The organism is Bacteroides sp. NGMCC 1.200775, assembly GCF_040798045.1.
GTDB classification, from domain to species: domain Bacteria; phylum Bacteroidota; class Bacteroidia; order Bacteroidales; family Bacteroidaceae; genus Bacteroides; species Bacteroides hominis.
Genome location: NZ_JASCQK010000001.1, coordinates 669,852 through 690,858 on the forward strand (window position 1 = coordinate 669,852; position 21,007 = coordinate 690,858).

Sequence of the window (21,007 nt, forward strand, 5' to 3'; positions counted from 1 at the left end):
AATCGGAACGAAATTGGTTTAGGACAAGATAAATTTTAGGTGCAAGGTGCAAGCATATATTTATATATATAGCTTGCACCTTGCACCTAAGTTGAAATATTAATAATCAAAGACTTGCATAATTCAAAACGAATGTGTACTTTTGAACCCAAGATACATGGAGACAGACATCCGCCAAAAGCGGACAGAAACATATAAAAAAGTCAGTGTCCAAATCGTACCCCCTCAAAGGGATAACGATAGTTAAAATATTGATATTTAGGACAGTGAACCGCATGGGTTAAAGACCCAGGCGGATCACATAAGAACAAAGCCAAACGGCGACAAAAAAGAGACAAGTCCTACAATATCAACGTATTGTAGGACTTTTTTTTATTGTTTCAGTCTTGCTTAAAAGACAAAAAAGGGCTCAGTTTGAAAACTTGGGGGATATCGTTAAAATGCTTACTTTTGCTTCATGAAAAAGAAATCTCAATCTCCCTTTGATTCCTTCTCTGCTTTAAGCTTGTTTCTTCCTTCGGGCCTGCTTGATTACTTTGATCTTGTCAATGGTGTCACTCAGGACACTTGTTTTATCCTTTATCTTGAGGAAAAGCCTGTTATTCCAGATGAATACTCTCATTTATCTCTTCATTCCAAAGGTTTCTTTCCCGAGATTGAAGTTCAAGACTTTCCCATTCGTGGTAAAGCTGTTTATTTACGCATCAAGCGCCGACGCTGGGAAACACCTTCTACAAGTCAGACCTACAGTCGTGACTGGAATCTGGTTGCCACCGGAACTCGTATAACTGCTGAGTTCGGTGCTTTTTTAAAAGACCTACTTAGACAATCATGCAGTTAGCTGTCAAAGCGTAGCAGAACACTACTGTATGGACGGTAAGCAGCTTCAATGCCAGTATAAAGGCCACTTGAGTGAGTATGGGCAGTGGGAGCAAAAGGAACATGCTAAGGATTACATCCTTTACCCCAAGAACATGGGTCACCACTTATGTATTGATGAAACAGCATTAACCAGAGGAGAACTTTACACGATTCTAACAAACAAGGACAAGAGAGGACGAAAGGGCTCCATCATAGCGATCATTAAAGGTACCAAAGCAGAAGATATTATAGCTGTACTGAAAACTATCGAACTACAAACACGCAACAAGGTAAAGGAAATTACTTTGGATATGGCAGGTAGTATGCAGAAAATAGCTAAACATTGCTTCCCGCGCGCTATGCAGGTAATAGACCGTTTTCATGTACAAAAGCTAGTATATGAGACGGTACAGGAGCTGAGAATTACGTATCGCTGGCAAGTTATCAAGGATGAAAACAAAGCAATAAAGGAGGCTAGGGCTAAGGGGAAAAAATATGAACCGGAAACTTTTGAAAATGGAGATACACTCAGACAATTATTAGTCAGAAGCAGATATTTACTATTTAAGGCACCCGATAAGTGGACGAAAAGCCAGCAGATTAGAGCAAATATCCTATTTAGGGAATTTGAAGATATTAAGGAAGTCTATTATTACTAATTAGGAAAGATATTCTCTACAAACTCGGATAAAGATGTAGCAAGAGCCAAATTAGCATTGTGGTATAATAAAATAGAAGAATATGGATATGACACATTTACAACAGTAGCACAATCTATTGAAAATCATTATGAAAAGATATTGAACTTCTTTGTTAATAGAAGTACCAATGCAGCGGCAGAAGCTTTTAACGCTAAAATCAAAGCATTCAGAGCGGCATTCAGAGGAGTGGTCGATATGAAATTCTTTCTGTTCAGAATAGCAAAGGTATATGCATGAGAAGGAGAATGAAGGAGATTAACCTAAGTTAATCCCCCTAGAATTACAACTGAGCCCAAAATAGCTGTTTCAAGCATATTGTTGGTGGATAAGGTAGTATTCCCAAAAGTGTGTAAATCCCTTTTTTGATTTAGTTTTGTATTTGCAATAAAACTTTAATCATGATGGTATTTACACACTTTTGAGAGCACTACCTCTCTTTGAGCGAAGGGCTGTTGTTTGGCAGCCATTGTATCTTGTCTGCCAGCTCTTGCGTATGTCCGGATACTCCCTCTCTTTAGATAATAAAAATGAAGTAATTGTTTACATAATGATTCTGGACTATATTGATCTCTGTTCTTTTTTAACAGGAAGTTATGATATTCGGACAACTATAACTACTATGATTATCCCACATTCCAGTTCATCATGTCATTCCAATCCAGTACCGCTTTTATAGCGCATTGGTAATAGCAGAAGCTCCACACGATTAGCCAATATACTAGCACGGAAGTTATCTTGAACAACCGCCTTTTCATTATATCATCCACCCGTTTTCTGATGAAGCGGAAAAGAAATAACAGAATCCCCCATAATACAAATGTCAGCACTTTACATTTAATCGCTATGAATATATTGTTAGCGGCTATATCAAAATCAGGCAATGAGGATGTATAATGAGAAATGAGACGCCATCCTACGAATAGCGAAATCACGGCAAGCAGAACATTTTCAATTCTTTTATATGACGTTGTTATTTTCATGCTTCTGCACAATGGTTAAACGGAAAACTGCATTTCGACTTTATTAACACTGTAATTATTAAATCATCCTGCTTCGTAGCGTTCTATCTTAAACCATACTTCCAGAATACTTTTATTGAATATACATTTATTGAGAAGCAGTGCAATGTTGTTGCTTAAGACTTTTTCTATTCCGTATCCGTATCTGATATTCATATAAATGACGTAATCCACAATAATGGAATTATTCACATAAGCAAATATGTATCCGAAAGCCATTACCATAAATGGCAAAACAATCTTGTTGAATGAGTCCGAGTTATATTCATCCGCAAAATCCTGAAATTCTTCAGGATGAATAATTCGAAACAGTCCGTTACAAAACATTCCCCAACCAGTCTCTTTCCAAAAGATAATCAGACTCTCCAAAGCAATATCAGCATATTGTGCGGTATATTAACAACCAATTTTCCAGCTTGCTCTTGGTTAACGATTCCCACTATCAAGGCTTGTTCGGGACTTACACCCTATATTTACTGGCTATACAGAGTAAACATATCCAGTAGCTAACTGTATTTCTTAGTTTAGCTGCTTGTTATCAACTTACCTTATTCCTTTTAGTTCTTCCCTCATTTTTCCTTTCAGATGAAAATAAGCCAGCACACCAAGAGCATTAAACAATGCGGTTTCATCTTCATTGCGCCCTAATGCCTTGTAGAATTTGGCTACATTCCGATAAGCCAGGATTAGAAAGATGAGATAAACGACAGCCAGGATACCTCCGCTGAACACAAGCGTACAAATGCCTATCAATGAGTTTCGATTATAGGCTTTATACTGCCTTTTGGCTTCCTCTGGTTTGTCAGATAACCGAATTGCTGTAATTCTTCTCTACTCCAGCCTCTTTCTTCCAATAAGCAGATAGCACTGTCACGAAGTTCGTCATCATAACCATAACGCTGGTGATTTTTCACTATGTCTATCAACTTAGCGTTGTCGAATTTCTTTAGAATATCAATATCTTCCATACTTTTGATTTATGTTTATAATGGTTTGGTGGGTGATAGTGTTTAACTGTTGGCTCGACCTCATTATTTACAGTCTGTCAAACAATTCCTTCCATTCAAAAATTGTTATGATCCAATCGTTCTGCTTGTTTCCTAACAGATATAATTTCTCATTGGTAATTTTCGTATGCTTTTCCGGATTTCCACCCGATGGGTTGTTAAGCCTATTTCCCAACAAGTCAAAGGATAGTTTGCGGGAATCGATTGCCCACTCCTTATCCCTTATGAAAATGATACATATATCTTGGTCTTGTATGCTATAGAATACATAACGTTGCCTATACATGCCTATATTGCAAGGCGAAAATGAGAAACACGGGTAATAGAAATCACCTCGTAGGTCGCAGTCTCTTGAAACGGAAGTGGCGAACGGATGGTCGGCACAGCACACAGAGTCAGCCGGAGATTGCTGTTTCACAGCCATCTGCCCGTACAGCGGTAAGGCAACGGGCAGAAGGCATATAATAGCTTACTCACGATGGCTTAAGGTTCAAATTCCACTTTTCCCTCCTGGTTCACCACGAAAGGCACGGTATAATAGTTCGTCCACGTGTGACGTCCCTTAACTTCAGGCTGTTCGTCCTTCTTGACGAAGTTCAGTTCGAAGAAAATGGCGGTGCGACTGTGCTCTTTCTTGTAATCCGACCGCTTCTGCAAAAGGTCGATGTTTCGCTTGTCCACGGGTGGAATGTAGAGGTGATATTTGCCGACTGACTTCAGTTCGTACTTATCGGCATCCTCCTGCGTAAGGAAAAGATCGTGCGCCTCCTGCACGAGTCGCTGCACCTCGGCAGTGGTGAGAACATCGAGTTCGAGCGGTGTGGAGTGCTCGTAAGAGTAGATGTTGCGCTTACTCTTCAACGGCCCGTCAGCTACGAACTCACCATCCTTCAGGCTGATGGTGAGGGAATAATCATTGCTCTCCGGATCAAGGTAGTCTATCTCTACGGTAGTCAAAATGTTATCCAGTTTACGTTCGTCGCCGTCCTCTGCCCACACGAGGCGATATATTTTATTAGTGCCGGTGTCCACGTGCGTACGGACCAATTCTTTCACTTTGCTGATACCTTCTTCCGAGGCCATGCCCAGACGGCTTTTACCTGTACAGGCGGTGAGAATGAGGACGGCCAGTGAGGCAGTCCACAAGGTTCTTACGATGTTTGTTATCATGTTAGTTTGTTTTTTGAATGTTATTAATAAGAAGTATTACCATTTGATTCTTACCCACGGGCTTTTCTCATCCTTCAATAAGTCGTCGGCCATAGACTTCATGCCAGAGTTGCAAGCGCTTTTTCCTCCCCACAAGGCACGTCCGATGACGTAGCTCATGGCAAAGTCGTGCCAAGAAGAGAAATGGTTGTGTGCCATTTCATAAGCACAGTCTATGTAGTACCACGCTTCGGCTTCGGAAATATACTTCATGTCGTAGCAGGCGCGTGTCATGAAATTAAGACGTCCGGCATCCCAACCTGTTACGCCGTAACGTTGCAGATCCTCCCGACAAGTGATAGTGCCGCACTCCAGCAATTCATCGTAACACTCCTTGAGATTGTACAGCTGTTGTACAGCTTTGTCGTAATCTTCCTGACTGGTCATATGCTGTTGGAAAATTTGGTCCTGTGCCTCTTCATCATCCAACAAGAAAGCCTGATAGACATAGGGAAAATAATAAGCAAATCCCTTCTCGCCGAGATACTCCAATGTTTGCTTGGCATCTTGGGTATTGTAAATGCTCCACCAATTGGCAAGGATGGTGGAGAGTTTATCTTTGATGTCTAATGTCAGCGAATTGAGGTATGCCCCCTGCTGTAAAGCGTAAAGTGAACCTATAGAAAGTTTTTTGTACTCGGCTTCCGTCAAATGGGAACGGGGATTGAGACGTATTCCTTGAAAAACACGTATCACCTTGCGTACGACAGGCCATACACGTTGGTAAAGAAAATAGATGATAATAATCGGAGCTACGATCCAAAATATCCAGTTGAAATCTGTCATAAGTAGTTTTTTTTACAATTAATAATCTATCATTGCTATGGTTTGTTTCATTTCCTCCAAATTGAGTCCACGCAGTAGCACATGGTCGTCGCGCTCTTCCACTACATATTTCTGAAGGGCCTGCAAAGCTGTGTGATACTCCAGGGAGGCAAGGTTCTTTTTATCGTCATAGCTGAAAAAGGTCAGTACCCACAATGTGATTTCTTTACCCTCCACGGCGTACAGCTTCTCGGGAGTTTGAGGCAGTACGGTGTCTACGGTGTCGGTCAGCGTGAAGTTGACCATCAGCGTACCATCTTCACGTTCGAACACATGCGGATTGGCTTCATAGGCTTCCATCCATTGGTCTTTTTCTCCATCTTCCTCTTCTTCATTGTCAGACGAGTTGTTCATCATCTCAAAAAGCAGTTGCTGGTGAGTAACCCCATCCCCCTTTTGGATGTATGAGAGCGATTCGTCTCCACCAAAGGCCAGTGCCGGAGCAAAGAAAAAGGTTTCGTTTTCCGCCAACGGACCACACTTCTCCACCGCCTGTCCGAAGAGCTCCTTATCCAAAAGAGATTCTATGACCTCGTCGTCCGTGATAAAGCGCATGAACTCCTTAAAGCTGTAGGTACAGGTTTGGGTGGAACAACGGTGTATGTTCAACAGACAGACATCATCCTTCGCATCCGGCAACTGCCGATAATAGATGATGTTACCGAAACCGGTTACCAGAATAGGAATTCGGGCAGTATTCTCTCCGCCCAGCCATGTGTAGAGGTTAGGTATGTAGTCATCAGGATTGATTACTTTTAGCAATCCATTACCGTAGTTGCCGAAGCCATACGTTTCCCAGAGCTTCAACCATTCGGCAGGTAGTCTGCCCTTGAAGCGGTTCAGAACAGATACTGTAGGTTTTCTTAATTCTCCGGTTGGAGGAAACTTCTGCAAGAAGTCATTCAAAATTTCCATGATTGTTATATATTAAATGGATTACTAATTACCATTCACTTAGTTTCCAGGGCGATTCTTTTTTGCGCAGTAGGGTTTCTGAGATTTCGTAGGCAAGCATACTGTCTTGACGGTCACCGTGCCACACGCCACGACCTAAAATGTAACTGAAGCCGTACTCCTGCCACGATGTGAAATATTGACGAGCAATGCTCTCCACCAGTTCCATCACTTGCCACATCTCTTCTTCGCTGATGTAGCCGCATTGGTAAGTCCAGCGGGCGACATTGGTAACACGTACCAGGTCCCAACCGATGGAAGTGGCAGGCAACTCGTCCGTAGTGCAGCCCAGACGAGGCATCAGTTGCAGTATGGGGAGCACCTCATCGATCTTCTCTGCCAGTTCTTCGTCCTCTTCGGCACCACGTTGCAGAGCTTCAATACCCTCGGTACGGAGGATATGGAGAATGCGGTCAGCAGTGGTATGATGTCCCTCTTCCAATAACCAGCGGACGGTCTCAAAGGTAGTGTCGTGATCCACAATACCCCACCAGCTCTGCATCTGTTCTCGGGTGGTATTGACGCTGTAAGTGCTGCCCGTGCTGTCTACCTGCTCGGAGTTATAGACGAACAGCGGCGCACCGAAGGCCAACAAATGCAGTTGGCGCGGAGTGAGGAGACCATCGTCAGCGCGCTCTATCTGCCAAAGCTCTTCGTCTTTGACTGCTATGAGAAGATTGTCATTATCCTCTGCATCATCATATAAATTCTCTTTATCCGTATCCTCTCCATCGATCCAATCGTTCTCGATGTTATCGTTCGTCTTCCTAAGTGCTTCCTCCAAGCTTCCATCCATCATGGCTTGCATCATCTGTGAAGCGAATGCCATATTATCTTGCCCCTCTTGTGCGATGTGGTCAGCATTGATTCCACCCAAGGTGCCCATGGCTGCTTGTTGTGCCTGAATCTCGCTGAGGTTGGGGACTGCCACTTGCATCTGCGCTCTGATTTGTTCCTGCATAGCTGCTATATCAGGTATTTGAAAACCGGGGATGCTGCCTAACATGGATTGCGCTTGCTCCATCGCTGCTTTGATAGCTGCTTCTTGTGCCGCTTTGGTTATCTCCTCCGGACTTTGAGGATTTACTTTTTCTTGTGACATATTTGTTTCTATTAAAAAATGGTTGATAATGATTCCTTTTTTGTGACCGCTCAGCCCTCCGCTCCGGTCACTAACAATGTTTCCACGATTTCATTGTACCCCCTTTCCACTGCATAGTGCAAGGCAGTGTGGCGGAGATTGTTGGCCAGATTTACATCGGCACGGTATTCCACCAACAGGCTGACAAACTCATGGTTTCCTTCGCGTGCTGCCACGATAAGAGGCGTGTCGCCGTTTTCATTCTGCACATCAGTCCGCGCTTTAGCTTCCAATAAGAGTTTGCCAAGAAACTGATTGCCCGACCGAGCGGCAAAGTGCAGGGGCATGGAGCCGTTAAGCATAGCTTTGTTCACATCGGCTCCCTTCTCAACCAGCATGGTGGCAATCATCAGGTCGCCTTTTATACAAGCAATGGCAAGTGGTGTCTCACCATCGTCGTTCAGAGTATCGAGCATCGCAGCTGAAACAGCCAACAGGGTACGCACAATTTCTCCTTGTCCGTTGCGGACGGCCTGATGTAATGGTGTGTTGCCACGTGCATCGCCCGCATTGTCAATGGAAAGGTGAAGGACGACCTCCCGCAGCCCGTACGCAGTGGCATAATCTATGGCCCGATGACCGATATTGTCTGCAAGTTCCGTATTAGCCCCTTGATTTATCAAATAGAGAGCTGCATCGGTGTGCTTATTGCTTAGCAGGCAAAGTAAAGGAGTGCGGCCCTCTCGGTCGGTGGCATCTACTTCCGCTCCTTCCCAAAGGAGACGGGCGATTATCTCCTTGTTTCCACACCGTGCCACGGCGTGAAGCGCACTTTCTGAACGATTGTTTACGACTGTTGGAGTGGCCCCATTATCAAGAAGAAGAACGGCAATGTCCCTAAAACCTTTCTGACAAGCATAATGCAACGGCGTGTTACCTTCCGCATCCCGCTTGTTCACATCAATTCCTCCTCCCTTCAAGAATATCTGTACAATACTTTTCTGCCCATTGCGGCAAGCGTTGAGGAATGTCAAGTTGTTGTCCATAATGATATATTCAATTATATAGGTTAGCAAAAGTGTCTGAGCAGGAACTTTACAAACGATTCACTACCTTTGTCGGTAGCCAGGTCAATGGCAGCCAGCCCTTCGTTGTTCGTCCAGGCGATATCCGGCAGGGGGAAGTCTGCAAGAACTTCAGCGACTTGACGCGCCTCCGTATTGTAGCAGGAGGCAGCAATGTAGTGTAGCAGGCTATTACCCCACTTGTCCCTTCTGCGGGCATCGGCACCCGCCTCAAGCAGCCACTCCAGCACCTCCGCCTCGTCCTCCCCACAATACTTCCACCCATAGGGATAGGAACGCGGTAACATGGGCAGCGGGGGAATGCGACCATCCCAATAGCCTCCTCCGTAAAGAATCATCAGCGGGGTCTGTCCGCAAAGGTTAGCAACGTCGGTGTTCACTCTCTTCTCCAACAGGAAGCGAACAGCGGTCTTGCCCGGCGCATAGCCTACGTGCCGGCAGGCCAAGGCAAGAGCAGTGTTTCCCTCCCGGTCTGCGGAGGCTTCAGGGTTCCAGCCTTGCTGCAACATCAACTCTAAAGTGCAAATATAGGTCTCCTCAGCTCCCCCAATGTCCGTCACCTCCATCCAAACGGCAAAGGCGGTCTGCTCGTCCATCATGCGGAAGTTGGGATCGGCTCCCGCACAGAGAATGCGCTCGGCGGCATCAAAGTTGGACCAGGCTAAGGCACAGGCTAAGGGCGACTTGCCAAGAAAATCGCACATCTCCCTGTGTTCGCACAAGGTCTGAAGCTCCACGCCTTGTTGCAAGAGCGCATCGAGGGCATCCCCGTTCTGGTGGAACAAGGCTTGGAACACATCCATTCCTCCCACCCGTGCGGCGAGCACATCCTCAGGATTATGCCCAGCCAGAAGCGTTCCGATGTGCATAGCACCTTCTTGCATGGCCATGTCGAGCGGCGTTTTCCCGCAGTTATTCTTCTCTTCCGAATCTATCTGTCCGCTTTCGAGTAGTTTCTTTGTTAGATTGAAGACGGCTTCTTCCGCCTGCTTCAGTCGGTCGATTTCCGCCTGGATTTCACTTATCTGTTTTTCCGAATGGTACTCTGCCAATTTATAAGCAAGCCGCTCCTCCGTCCGGCGCAGAGTGTGGGCAATGTTGCCGGCGGTCAGGCAGGCGATATGCAAAGCATTCTGTCCATCTGTATCGGTCGAATCGATTCTTGCACCGCTCTCCACAATCTCTTCCGCCATCCGGAAGTGCATTTGGCGGATGGCCTCCAGCAGGGCAGTCGTCCACTTGGCGGAATGGGGAACGTCCGCACCTTTCTCAAGTAATAGTCGGGCAGCGGCGGCTATTTTCTCTTCATCGGTATATGTGTATCGGTACATGCCCAACGTACAGAGCGGTGTATAACCATCTCGGTCTTTGGCATCGACGAAGGCACCATGCTCCAGTAGGATGCGCACCGCGCCTTCATCGCCGAAGTAGCAGGCCAGATGAAGTGGCGTGAAGTTGCCAAACTTTTCATCTCTGTCGTTGACAGCCACCTCACCGAAAGCAGCGTGTATCTGTGACTCCGGTTCTCTGTCCTGATACAAATTATATATATCCTTACAAGTTTTCATAGTTGAATAGACGGAATGAATCACAGAATAGGGAGCCTCATCTTTAGATTCGGGTATAAATCGCCCAGTTGTTTCAGGAAATCATTCGCCACGACAATGTCTCGTACCGCCTCTTCGGGACTACCCGGTGTTTCCGGTATGTTAGTGAAAATCAAGCACGAGTAGATGATGAGTTCCAAAGGCTTGTCGTCTGTCTGTAGCGACAGTTTGTAAGTTTTCACATTGTTACCACGCGCTTCTGCCTGTGCCTTCTCCTGCCCGGCAAGCGGATATTCAATAAGGCGTGATTCCTTTAGGCGTAAGGGCGGGAAGGTCAGGTGGGTGTCTATCTCTCCATCCGTGTCGGTATCGAACAAGTGTAGAGTGTCACCGCTCAACACCAGGTACTTTGGTGTATGTACCGAACGAAAACGCACGGTGCCCAGCGTGGCCATGCCCTTCAGCTTATTCTTCATGTCGTTTTTAAGTGAATCCGCTAACGTATATTCTATATTGGCATAGTTCACGGCATCAATCCGTGCCTGCTTCATCGCTTCTTTCAAGAAAAGCCCGTCGGAGTCTAAGAATTGTTTCCTATAGGCTTCCACCTTGGCAAATTCTGCTTTGAAGTCTGTTTGGTTCACCACTGCCGCACGCTGCGCATTCTTCTGTTTCACATAGAAAAAGTAGCCCATGTAGAGGGCTATGCATCCGATTACGATAAGGTAAGTCATGTCCTTTTTTTAATTAGAATGGTTATTACTATAAATTAATTGTCTTCCAGACACCCGATTATTGTATCTGTGCGGCAAATATAAATAATAAAAACAAAAAACCGGCCACTCTTCCGGTAAAAATCGGAAGGTTGGTCGGTTTTTTGTTTTAGGATGCTTTCTACTGATAGGGAAAAGCAACTGTAAGTCGATGTATTTTTAGGGTCCGGACAATTCTGACGAGCTCTTAGTGTACTTTCAGTATAGAGTAAAGGTAGTCATAGGAACGACGCAATTCTCCAGTATCCAGTCCTGTGGAAAAGGACTTCATAAACGACATACCCAGGTAGATGTTATTGAACATGTTGGCGGTCAATTCGATGTCTATGTCTCGACGCAACTCTCCGTGTTCTATGGCAGCGGTTATCGCTATACGCCACCCGTTCAGGAATTTTTCCCAGAAAGTTTGCAACTTGACTTTCGCATCAGGATAGTAGCGCTGTATCTGCGGCATGAAGCCAAAGAAGTTGGAAAAGGCCGTACTGTCGCCCGTGGTCTCTGCTTGCCGTAGTAGCGCCACGTACCAGTCCATTGTCTTCTGTATATTCTCCACGAAATGGTCAAGGAACTCAGCAAACGAAGCGGCAGGCGTAAACTTCACATCAGCATCATGCACGTTGATGAAATAGCGGTCCACCACCGCCACAAACAACTCCTGCTTTGTGGGGTAGTAATATGAAATACCTGCTTTAGATATACCGGTAGCCTGTGTCAGCAGACTGTAGCTTGCCCGTTCGTAATTGTATTGCAGGAACATGACGAATGCGTCTTGCAATAGTTTTTCCCTATTGGTTTTCATAAATATATTACTATTAATAATTTCGTTTACAAAGATACATTATTAAAAAACATTTTTTATCTTCTTTTCTCCATTTTTCATTCTACATCTACAATCCGAGTTATTCATCGAAGGATAATCCCTATAGTTTCTTCTACATTCGCATCCATTCAACGCATGTTTAGCAGGATAAGACCAGGAACAATCCCTTGGTTATTTGTTGATGAGGCCGGACAGGCTGTCCCACAGGCAGCAGCGGGAGCGATCTGGTGCTCCAAGCGAGCTGTTATTGTAGGAGATCCTTTTCAAATAGAACCTGTCATTACAATACCTGAGCAGGTTGTCAATAATATCAGCCGTTATTTCGGGTTGGATAAAACACAGATACAGACTTCTCTTTCCGTTCAGTCTATGGCCGATCGTGCGAATCCGTATGGTTGGATAACGAATGATACTTGGACTGGCTCTCCCCTAAGGGTGCATCGGCGTTGCGTCGACCCGATGTTTTCCATAGCCAATGAGATCGCGTACAATGGCATGATGTATAACTCTACATTGGCAGATAATCCTCATCTGTTTATACAGAATGGATTTGTGCAGGTGGAAGGTAAAGTAAGCGGACGGCATTACGTACCAGAACAAGGTGCCCTAATCAGGCAAATGATCATTGACGAAATACGCCAACTACAGGACTTGTCCGATCTATTCGTGATCTCTCCTTTTTCAGAAATACCATCTATTTTGAAAAAAGAACTGCGTCAGCCTATTAAGCAAGCACTAATGGTCTATAAACAGATAGAAAATAACGAGTTGCAGAAGTGGCTGGATGCTCATATTGGGACAGTCCATACATTTCAGGGTAAGCAGGCGGCAGGTGTAATCTTATGTCTGGGACTCGATCAGAAGTCAAAAGGCGCTGCTTCTTGGGCATCATCTAAACCTAATTTACTGAATGTTGCTCTGACACGTGCCAAGCAACGATTTGTAGCCGTAGGAGACGGAACGATTTGGTTAAGACAACCCTATTTTAGCAAATTAAAAGCGTTAAAATGAAAGTTGCGACCGAGCAACATTGTGTACCTTTACCAGCATAAAGTTTGCTACGGTAATATTTAATCAGATTTCAGTAATATACCTGTATATTATGTAATATCTACACAAGATAACTTTACATCAATTAAATCTATACTTTCCCGTGAGAAAAATCACGGAAAAGTTAGAGAAACGATATATTGTTCCACATTTTTTGCATTACAGATAATAGGGCTAACGAGAAACTGCATTTAACAGTTTGCTCGATCTTGTTACTGGCCATACCCATTTGTGATTAATATTCCATCAATACATTACTCATATCTATAAATCGGGGAAAGAAAAGAAAAATAGCCGGAAAGCAAACAACGCTCACCCAATACCACAATACCATGCTCCAGTCGGAACAACTTGTCGTGTACCTTTTTTCATATCGCCTTCCTTGATAATAAAGATAGTCGATAAAGTTATACCTGTAATTCTGTGCGTTCCGCACTATCTGGTTACGCTCAAAATAGTTATTAGTTTTATTCATGCTTCTAAATTATCAATAGTATTAAGAAAGAAACAGTGTCAGATGTTATCTCTCGTCGTTACCACTGACTTGTTTATAGATCTCAATTCGATGAATAGACAGACAATCCCGATAGGCGGATAGATAATGCCACATAAGACTGCAAGCATATTCATCCCCCGTTCATCTCCTGTGAAACCGTCCAAACCGATAATCTTCAACAAATGGTCTGTTATTTGCCAATCTAATAGATTTTGGTCTAAACAGATAAAAGCCAGCCACAAAAGCACAGAGCAACATTCCATACCGAACAATAACATGATAACTTTGGGCTGAAGGAAATACAGTTTACAGACCTTGCAGATTATTAGTATATCTATAACTGCCAGCACACCTAAAAAGCTATATTCCATAACACCATATATTCCGAACAGCCGACCGAAACCTAAGCCAGCAAAAAAGAATGTTACCACTATCAGCAAAAGGCTGAAAGCTGTCAATGATAGGATGGATTGGACTGTTTTATTCATTGCACTATTGTTAGTAATGGGTCGCAGCTTACCGCTGTTTAGATGGCACAGGTGCTTGTTATCAACTTATTTATTTGTTTTTGATTGTAAAACATGATGTAAACCACAACAGTATTCTATCTTCGTGTGACTCAGATAAAAATTATTTTTATCCAAATACACATCCAATTTCCAAAAATCCAAATCTGTTTTTTGGATTATGTCTGCATAATTTCTGATAAAAAGAGCCACCTCATCATCTTCTGTCCAATTCCAAATGTACGGTAATCTATATCGGACAACATGACTTTCTATATATAATTTATCCAAATCGCCACTTACCGTACATACCACCTTCCCCAAGTATTTCCTTTCTTGTGGGGTATGGAAATTCTTATATTTCTTACTTTATTGATAATGTATTCAATAGCTGTCACCCTTTATCTCGTCGAGAGACTCAGAATCGAAAGACAATTTGCCTTCCACCATCTTTACAGTGCTCTGCACCGGATACCCTTTCATCTCCTCTCGGGCTTCAACGTGCTCTCTGCCATTGCACGAATTTCAGGAAAATGCCCATACGCTTTTCTCTCCTATTGTACAGCCATGCCTTGTCCGGTGGCAGACACAGGCTGATGGTCGGTGGTGTACAGGGGCTGGCAGTTCACTCATTATTGTCATACCTTTGTCTTGTTTCTTCTTCGGACAAGAACTCTTGCGGATGATGTTTGATGTATGTACCTATCAGTTCGTAAAGTTGGTTGTCGCTATTCATCAAGGTATAATACTCCTTGTCGAACGCATCGAAAAGTTTCTCTTTGTAACCAATGCAGAAGCTTTTCTTCGTTCCGTCCTCCCATGCCGCATGCAGCCTGTTGCGGTTGGCAACGAAATACTCGTTAGCACGTTTCACCACGTCTGCCGTCCGGTCGTCTCCAAGCAGGATGAAGGTGTTCAGGGCACATTCGCAACGGTCGCCTCCAATGACTTTTTTCTTTTTATCAAGTGCGATACTCCTGCCGCTGAAAGTAAATATCCTGCAACTATTCCCAGATGAATCCAATATCGATGGAAATTGTATTTGTCTGCGAGGCTAATCTTATCGTTTGAGTTCAGATGGATGATTAATCTGTATTCATCGCAAAACCAGTAATATTCAAGGCTCATCAGCCCTGCCAGTGCCAATACGCCGAGGGCTACAAAGCGTGACAGGTTATGATGCAACCACAAATCACCGGGTACGAACAGTATCATGGCGCATCCCCAATAGAACGGAGCCAGCGAAGAAGCCGAGAACCTTTCTCCATGAGACGGAGCTACAAACGCACAACCGATGTAAAGGACTGTGGCAAACAGGGAATAAAATAATATCATCTTTACTTTTTTCATGCTTCGCACTATTTTGTTGCTAATGGCTAAGTGGGGAACAGCAGCTCTCCGGTATCTATCGCATGCTGTATGGCGGCACGCCAGTAAGCATAATCGCTGGCGACAAGGTTACGGAGTTTCTCTTTTGCATCAGGGTCATATTGGAGCATCTGGAATAGGAAATGAAAATATTGGGCATGATATGAAAACTTTTCTTGTGCCACCTTATCGCCATCTACACCTATCAGATTGCCCAGTATATCCATTGTCCGTTGTACGCCTCTTACGTACTCATCTATAAATTCGGCAAACGTACCGTTCATCTCGGTGAACTTTGTTTCGCGGGTTTTGTGTGCTGAACCAGAACTTATCCACTACGGCAATGAATAGTTCTTGTTTGTTCTTATAGTATTTGAATATTCCGGCTTTCGACATCCCAAGCATCTTCCCAGTTCCGCAAAACTGACTTTCTCATAGTTTACGGACATAAACAACTTGAACGCAGCGATCAGCAACTCATCACGGGTAATTTTCATTGTATGGCAGCCTTTTATATTTTCCAATCCCGAAAATAATATTTTATTCGCATACAAGCCACATTACAAGTAATAGATTAACAAAAATAAATCGGCGAATCCCCTTAGTAAATCAGAATGAAGTTGTATCTTGAGCCCAAGATGAACGGAGACAGACATTCCCCAAAGGGGTACAACGGAAACATGACTTCTTTGCAACTTGGTTGCAAAGAAATTCCTCTATCTTTGCCATCAAACCCAGAAAACAATATATGAAACGTATCCTTTCCATATATCCACTCGTAATAGCGACTCTATTTATAATAGTATTCTCCGCTATTCCACACCACCATCACAAGGAGGTGTTGTGCATGGTTATGGAATTGTGCGAACAAGATAACACATACAATGATGATCATACCGACCATGGTACTGACCAAGACATACATCACCAAAACATCTGCGTACCCAACGTGGATTATATTTCTTCTTCCGGTATGACAAAGAGCAGTCTCGACAGTGGAAATGGAATGCTGCTACATTTGCCAATTTTGTTTCTGCTGGCTGATATTCTGACTCTTAACCTCAATACATCAGAACTCGAAACCATATACGACGAGTACGTCGTATCCTATACGTCCGTAGTGCTTGGCGAAAGTTGCGGACTTCGTGCACCTCCCTGTTACTTATCTTAAAGCATCTCATTGTGTGGCATAAACTACAATGTATGCATTCTTTCCGATAGCTGTTACCAGAGTAGCATCTTCCGTGTTGCTATCCGCCCGGCTATGCGTATTCTTTTCGTAAGAGCATAAGGATGTTTCTCCCCGGTATGATATTGCCGGTTATACGATTGCGCCACACGGTCTTTCCCTTTCAGTCAAATTTCTAAAAATTACAAAAATGAAAAAATATATATTCATAATATTGGCTGCGGCCATTTCCCTGACATCTTGCGATAAAAAACAAAGTGATAAAAAAACGGTAGAAACCCATCAAAAAGGCGATGGTCACAACCATGAAGAAGATGATGGGCATAATCACAAAGAAGAAAAAAACTCCGGTGAAGAGCACTCGGACGAAATAGTTTTCACCCGGCAACAGGCCGACGCTATCGGGCTGGAAGTATATAATGTAGAACCCGGCATATTCAGCCAAGTCATAAAGACCAGCGGACAGATACAATCTGCCCAAGGAGATGAAGCGACCATTGTAGCTATCACTAACGGTATCGTATCCTTCCCGGCTCGGTCCATTATCGAGGGAGCACCGGTTGGTACAGGAACTACGATTGTGACTATTTCAGCCAGAAATCTTTATGAAGGTGATCCGGTAGCAAAAGCAAAGATCACCTATGAAACAGCCCTAAAAGAGTTCAAACGTGCCGAAGGCCTGGTAAAGGACAAAATCATCTCGGAAAAGGAGTTTGAACAATCACGCCTGAAATACGAGAATGCAAGAACAGCCTATGAAGCACAGGCAACCAACGTTACGGCATCCGGGGTTAAAGTAACCACCCCAATCAGCGGATATATCAAGAACAGATTGGTCAACCAAGGTGAATTTGTATCTGTCGGACAACCGATTGCCACGGTTTCCAAGAACAGGAGACTACAATTGAGAGCCGATGTCTCGGAGAATTATTTCAATGAACTTGGAAAAATCAGAAATGCCAATTTTGTAGTGTCTTACAATAACAAGGCATACCGGTTGGCAGATCTTAACGGACGCCTGCTGTCCTTTGGTAAAGCTGCCGATGAAACTTCTTTCTATATTCCTGTAACTTTCGAGTTCGACAATATCGGCGATTTCATCCCTGGTTCTTACGTGGAGGTTTACCTGCTGGCCACTCCTCAAAACAATGTCATTTCAATTCCCGTCTCGGCACTTACCGAAGAGCAAGGTATCTATTTCGTCTATCTCCAAATAGGCGAAGAAGAATTCCTCAAACGTGAAATAGCCATTGGAGAGAGCGACGGGAAAAACGTAAGAGTGCTTTCCGGACTTAGTACCGGTGATAAGGTAGTTATCAAAGGCGCTTATCAGGTAAAACTGGCTTCAAACTCTTCTGTACTGCCCGAAGGACATAGTCATTAACTCAAAAGGAAGAAATCATGCTGAACAAGATAATTAAATTTTCGTTGAACAACCGCATCGTTGTTCTGATAGGAGCTCTATTGCTAATCATTGCGGGAACCTATACAGCTGCCAATATGGAAGTGGATGTTTTCCCCGATCTCAACGCTCCTACCGTTGTAGTAATGACGGAGGCCAAAGGTATGGCTCCCGAAGAAGTGGAACGTTTAGTGACCTTCCCGGTAGAAACCGCTGTAAACGGTGCCACTGACGTACGCCGTGTACGCTCCTCCTCTACTACCGGATTCTCTATCGTATGGGTTGAATTCAACTGGGGGACCGATATCTATAGGGCACGACAGATCGTTTCCGAGAAGCTGGCCGTAGTGGGAGACGCATTACCCTCCAATGTTGGAAAACCTACTTTAGGCCCGCAATCCTCTATCCTGGGAGAATTAGTGATTATCGGACTGACTTCCGATAGCGTGTCACTTCAAAGCCTGAGAACCATGGCCGATTGGACCATACGTCCTCGCCTGTTGTCTACCGGCGGCGTAGCTCAGGTTACGGTTTTGGGAGGTGATATCAAGGAGTATCAGATATTGCTTGATCCGGGTAAGATGAAACGCTACGGAATCGGATTGAATGAAGTCATTGACGTTGTAAAAGATATGAACCGGAATGCTTCAGGAGGTGTATTATATGAGTTTGGAAATGAGTTCATCGTCCGTGGTATGTTGTCAACCAATAAAGTGGAAGCACTGCGAAAAGCTGTGATAAAAAATATCAACGAAGCGCCTATCGTTCTGGAGAATATTGCGGAAGTAAAAATCGGGGCTAAAGCCCCCAAAATGGGGTTAGCTTCCGACCGGGGTAAATCCGCTGTGTTAATGACAGTAACCAAGCAGCCCAATACAAGCACCCTTGAATTGACTGACAAGTTGGACCAATCATTGGCCGACTTACAAAAAGTTATGCCAGAAGACGTAAAAGTAACCACTGACATTTTCCGTCAGGCCCGCTTTATCAACAACTCGATTGACAATGTACAGAAGTCTCTATATGAAGGCGGTATTTTTGTGGTTATCGTACTGCTTCTCTTCCTGATGAACGTACGCACCACCATTATTTCACTGATAACCATACCACTTGCCGTTATTGTTGCCATTCTTACCCTGAAAGTACTGGGACTTACCATCAACACGATGAGTCTGGGAGGTATCGCCATTGCTATCGGTTCATTGGTGGACGATGCGATTGTAGACGTGGAAAACATATTCAAGCGTCTGAAGGAGAACAGGCAAAAACCTAAAGAGGAACAAAAGAGTGTCATAACGGTTGTATTTGAAGCCTCCAAAGAGGTACGTATGCCTATCTTAAACTCCACACTGATAATCGTTGCCAGTTTTGTTCCTCTTTTCTTCCTTTCCGGTATGGAAGGTAGGATGTTGGCGCCGCTGGGTATTACCTTTGTCATTTCCCTTTTTGCCTCCACTGTTGTTGCCCTGACCCTTACCCCTGTTCTGTGCAGTTATCTGCTGAACAAGCAAAAGGGAAATGGTGAAGAACGTGATCCTTATCTGGTCCGCAAACTGAAATCCGGATACAAGGTAGCTTTGCAATGGACCCTATGCCACAAGAAAGTGGTTCTGGGAGGAATCGGTGCTATGTTGATCGCAGCATTGATTATGATGGCTTCGTTCGGGCGTAGTTTTCTCCCCCCGTTTAATGAAGGTTCGTTTACGATAAGCATCAGTACCCTGCCGGGAATCTCACTGGAGGAGTCCGATAAAATCGGGCGGATGGCTGAAGAAATTCTATTGTCAGTGCCAGAGGTGCAAACTGTGGGGCGCAAAACCGGACGTGCGGAACTGGACGAACACGCATTAGGAGTGAATACTTCTGAAATTGAAGCACCGTTCGTGCTTGACAAGCGTTCAAAGGATGAAGTATTGGCAGAAATCCGTGAAAAGATAAAAGTTATACTGGGAGTGAATATCGAAATCGGCGCGCCTATCACCCACCGTATCAACGCTATGTTGTCGGGGTCGAGAGCCAATATTGCCATTAAACTGTTTGGTACAGACCTAAACAGGATGTATGAAATCGGAAACCAGATTAAGAACTCCATCCAGAATATCGAAGGTGTAGCAGACCTGAACGTAGAACAACAAGTGGAACGCCCTCAGTTGAAAATAGAACCCAAACGGGAAATGCTGGCAAAATACGGCGTCACACTTCCGCAATTTGCAGATATTGTAAATGTAATGCTTGGAGGCGAGGCGGTATCACAGGTATATGAGGAAAATAAATCTTTCGATCTGACTCTAAAGGTAAATGATAGTAGCCGTGAAAATGCGGAAAGGATACGTAAACTGATTGTGGATGCCAACGGTCGTAAAGTATCTTTGGAAAATATTGCCAATGTAGTTTCATCAATGGGTCCCAATACAATCAGCCGTGAAAATGTTGCACGTAAATTGGTAATCTCAGCCAACGTTGCTGACCGGGATTTACGTGGTGTAGTAAATGATATTCAGAAAAAAGTCGATAGTGAAATCCAGTTACCGGAAGGATATCACCTTGAATATGGCGGACAATTTGAAAGTGAGCAGGCTGCTTCACGCATCATCACTATTACCTCCGTATTTTCTATACTGGTCATCTTCCTGCTCCTATTCAAGGAATTCAAAAGTACGACCCAGTCACTGGTAATTCTACTGAATCTGCCACTGGCCCTGATCGGAGGCGTTTTCAGCATCTATTTCACATCGGGTATATTAAGTATACCGGCAATCATAGGCTTTATCTCCCTGTTCGGTATCGCTACACGCAATGGTATGCTGCTCATAGATAAGTACAACAGCCTGCGTGCTTCCGGTATGTCTGTGAATGATAGTATCCTGTACGGTTCTCTGGACCGCCTGAATCCGATTCTGATGACGGCTTTGTCCTCCGGACTGGCATTGATTCCATTGGCATTGGGTGGCGAATTACCCGGTAATGAAATACAGAGCCCGATGGCTAAAGTGATATTGGGAGGACTTTTGAGTTCAACCATCCTGAACGGATTCATTATCCCCATCATGTACCTGTTTATTAATCGCAAACAGGAAAAACAAGTTGAAATAATTGAAATAACAGAAGACTAAA

The 21,007-nt window shown here is 44.1% G+C and carries 19 protein-coding genes and 3 pseudogenes; 6 read left to right on the plus strand and 16 right to left on the minus strand.

The annotated features are described in order from the left end of the window. Positions 1–457 precede the first annotated feature (457 nt). Complete coding sequence (locus tag QK890_RS03025) at positions 458–841, plus strand: transposase (protein ID WP_220575537.1); 384 nt, start codon at positions 458–460, stop codon at positions 839–841. 28 nt (positions 842–869) lie between these two features. Continuing rightward, positions 870–1,799, plus strand: a pseudogene (locus tag QK890_RS03030) (transposase). Between the two features lie 386 nt (positions 1,800–2,185). Here QK890_RS03030 and QK890_RS03035 read toward each other — a convergent pair. The 11 genes and pseudogenes from QK890_RS03035 to QK890_RS03085 form a co-directional block, all read right to left on the minus strand. Further along, on the minus strand, positions 2,186–2,542 hold the full coding sequence (locus tag QK890_RS03035; protein WP_032530279.1) for a hypothetical protein: 357 nt from the start codon (positions 2,540–2,542) through the stop codon (positions 2,186–2,188). A 63-nt stretch (positions 2,543–2,605) separates the two neighbouring features. Beyond that, a complete protein-coding gene (locus QK890_RS03040) occupies positions 2,606–2,956 on the minus strand; it encodes a GAD-like domain-containing protein (protein ID WP_080714208.1) in 351 nt (116 codons plus the stop codon). Between the two features lie 168 nt (positions 2,957–3,124). Next, positions 3,125–3,549, minus strand: a pseudogene (locus QK890_RS03045) (hypothetical protein). Between the two features lie 522 nt (positions 3,550–4,071). Then, positions 4,072–4,758 carry a hypothetical protein gene (locus QK890_RS03050; protein WP_032530277.1) on the minus strand — a complete coding sequence of 229 codons (687 nt, stop codon included), beginning with the start codon at positions 4,756–4,758 and terminating at the stop codon, positions 4,072–4,074. 36 nt (positions 4,759–4,794) lie between these two features. Continuing rightward, entirely contained in the window at positions 4,795–5,583 is a 789-nt protein-coding gene (locus QK890_RS03055; protein ID WP_032530276.1) for a DUF1266 domain-containing protein, read from the minus strand. An 18-nt stretch (positions 5,584–5,601) separates the two neighbouring features. Further along, entirely contained in the window at positions 5,602–6,537 is a 936-nt protein-coding gene (locus tag QK890_RS03060; protein WP_050496825.1) for a T6SS immunity protein Tdi1 domain-containing protein, read from the minus strand. Between the two features lie 28 nt (positions 6,538–6,565). Next, positions 6,566–7,678: a DUF1266 domain-containing protein gene (locus QK890_RS03065; RefSeq protein ID WP_032530275.1), complete on the minus strand. Its 1,113-nt coding sequence runs from the start codon at positions 7,676–7,678 to the stop codon at positions 6,566–6,568. Positions 7,679–7,728: 50 nt separating this feature from the next. Next, the gene (locus tag QK890_RS03070) at positions 7,729–8,703 is read right to left on the minus strand and encodes an ankyrin repeat domain-containing protein (RefSeq protein WP_032530274.1); all 975 of its coding nucleotides are present in this window, start codon (positions 8,701–8,703) and stop codon (positions 7,729–7,731) included. A gap of 23 nt (positions 8,704–8,726) precedes the next feature. Then, entirely contained in the window at positions 8,727–10,310 is a 1,584-nt protein-coding gene (locus QK890_RS03075) for an ankyrin repeat domain-containing protein (protein WP_032530273.1), read from the minus strand. Between the two features lie 20 nt (positions 10,311–10,330). Further along, positions 10,331–11,023: a hypothetical protein gene (locus QK890_RS03080; protein WP_220575536.1), complete on the minus strand. Its 693-nt coding sequence runs from the start codon at positions 11,021–11,023 to the stop codon at positions 10,331–10,333. 226 nt (positions 11,024–11,249) lie between these two features. Then, positions 11,250–11,861, minus strand: a complete 612-nt coding sequence (locus QK890_RS03085) for a TetR/AcrR family transcriptional regulator (RefSeq protein WP_032530271.1) — start codon at positions 11,859–11,861, stop codon at positions 11,250–11,252. Positions 11,862–11,984: 123 nt separating this feature from the next. Here QK890_RS03085 and QK890_RS03090 point away from each other — a divergent pair, with 123 nt between their 5' ends. Beyond that, the gene (locus tag QK890_RS03090; RefSeq protein ID WP_269096213.1) at positions 11,985–12,893 is read left to right on the plus strand and encodes an AAA domain-containing protein; all 909 of its coding nucleotides are present in this window, start codon (positions 11,985–11,987) and stop codon (positions 12,891–12,893) included. 274 nt (positions 12,894–13,167) lie between these two features. Here the strand turns inward: QK890_RS03090 and QK890_RS03095 are convergent, their stop codons facing one another. The 5 genes and pseudogenes from QK890_RS03095 to QK890_RS03115 all read right to left on the minus strand — a co-directional run. After that, positions 13,168–13,407 carry a hypothetical protein gene (locus QK890_RS03095; protein ID WP_137569074.1) on the minus strand — a complete coding sequence of 80 codons (240 nt, stop codon included), beginning with the start codon at positions 13,405–13,407 and terminating at the stop codon, positions 13,168–13,170. A gap of 38 nt (positions 13,408–13,445) precedes the next feature. Continuing rightward, entirely contained in the window at positions 13,446–13,916 is a 471-nt protein-coding gene (locus tag QK890_RS03100) for a hypothetical protein (protein ID WP_032530269.1), read from the minus strand. 643 nt (positions 13,917–14,559) lie between these two features. After that, positions 14,560–14,958, minus strand: a complete 399-nt coding sequence (locus QK890_RS03105; protein WP_234168643.1) for a DUF4375 domain-containing protein — start codon at positions 14,956–14,958, stop codon at positions 14,560–14,562. Further along, positions 14,850–15,284 carry a hypothetical protein gene (locus QK890_RS03110; protein WP_032530268.1) on the minus strand — a complete coding sequence of 145 codons (435 nt, stop codon included), beginning with the start codon at positions 15,282–15,284 and terminating at the stop codon, positions 14,850–14,852. Before QK890_RS03110 ends, QK890_RS03105 begins: the two co-directional genes overlap by 109 nt. 41 nt (positions 15,285–15,325) lie before the next feature. After that, positions 15,326–15,799: pseudogene (locus QK890_RS03115) on the minus strand (TetR/AcrR family transcriptional regulator); the annotation flags it as partial. 251 nt (positions 15,800–16,050) lie between these two features. On the opposite strand from QK890_RS03115, the gene QK890_RS03120 reads away from it, so the two are divergent. The 3 genes from QK890_RS03120 (at position 16,051) to QK890_RS03130 (ending at position 21,006) form a co-directional block, all read left to right on the plus strand. Continuing rightward, a complete protein-coding gene (locus tag QK890_RS03120) occupies positions 16,051–16,473 on the plus strand; it encodes a DUF6769 family protein (protein ID WP_234168646.1) in 423 nt (140 codons plus the stop codon). 208 nt (positions 16,474–16,681) lie between these two features. Then, a complete protein-coding gene (locus QK890_RS03125) occupies positions 16,682–17,875 on the plus strand; it encodes an efflux RND transporter periplasmic adaptor subunit (protein ID WP_032530266.1) in 1,194 nt (397 codons plus the stop codon). 17 nt (positions 17,876–17,892) lie between these two features. Then, a complete protein-coding gene (locus QK890_RS03130) occupies positions 17,893–21,006 on the plus strand; it encodes an efflux RND transporter permease subunit (protein ID WP_367627189.1) in 3,114 nt (1,037 codons plus the stop codon). Position 21,007: the final 1 nt, after the last annotated feature.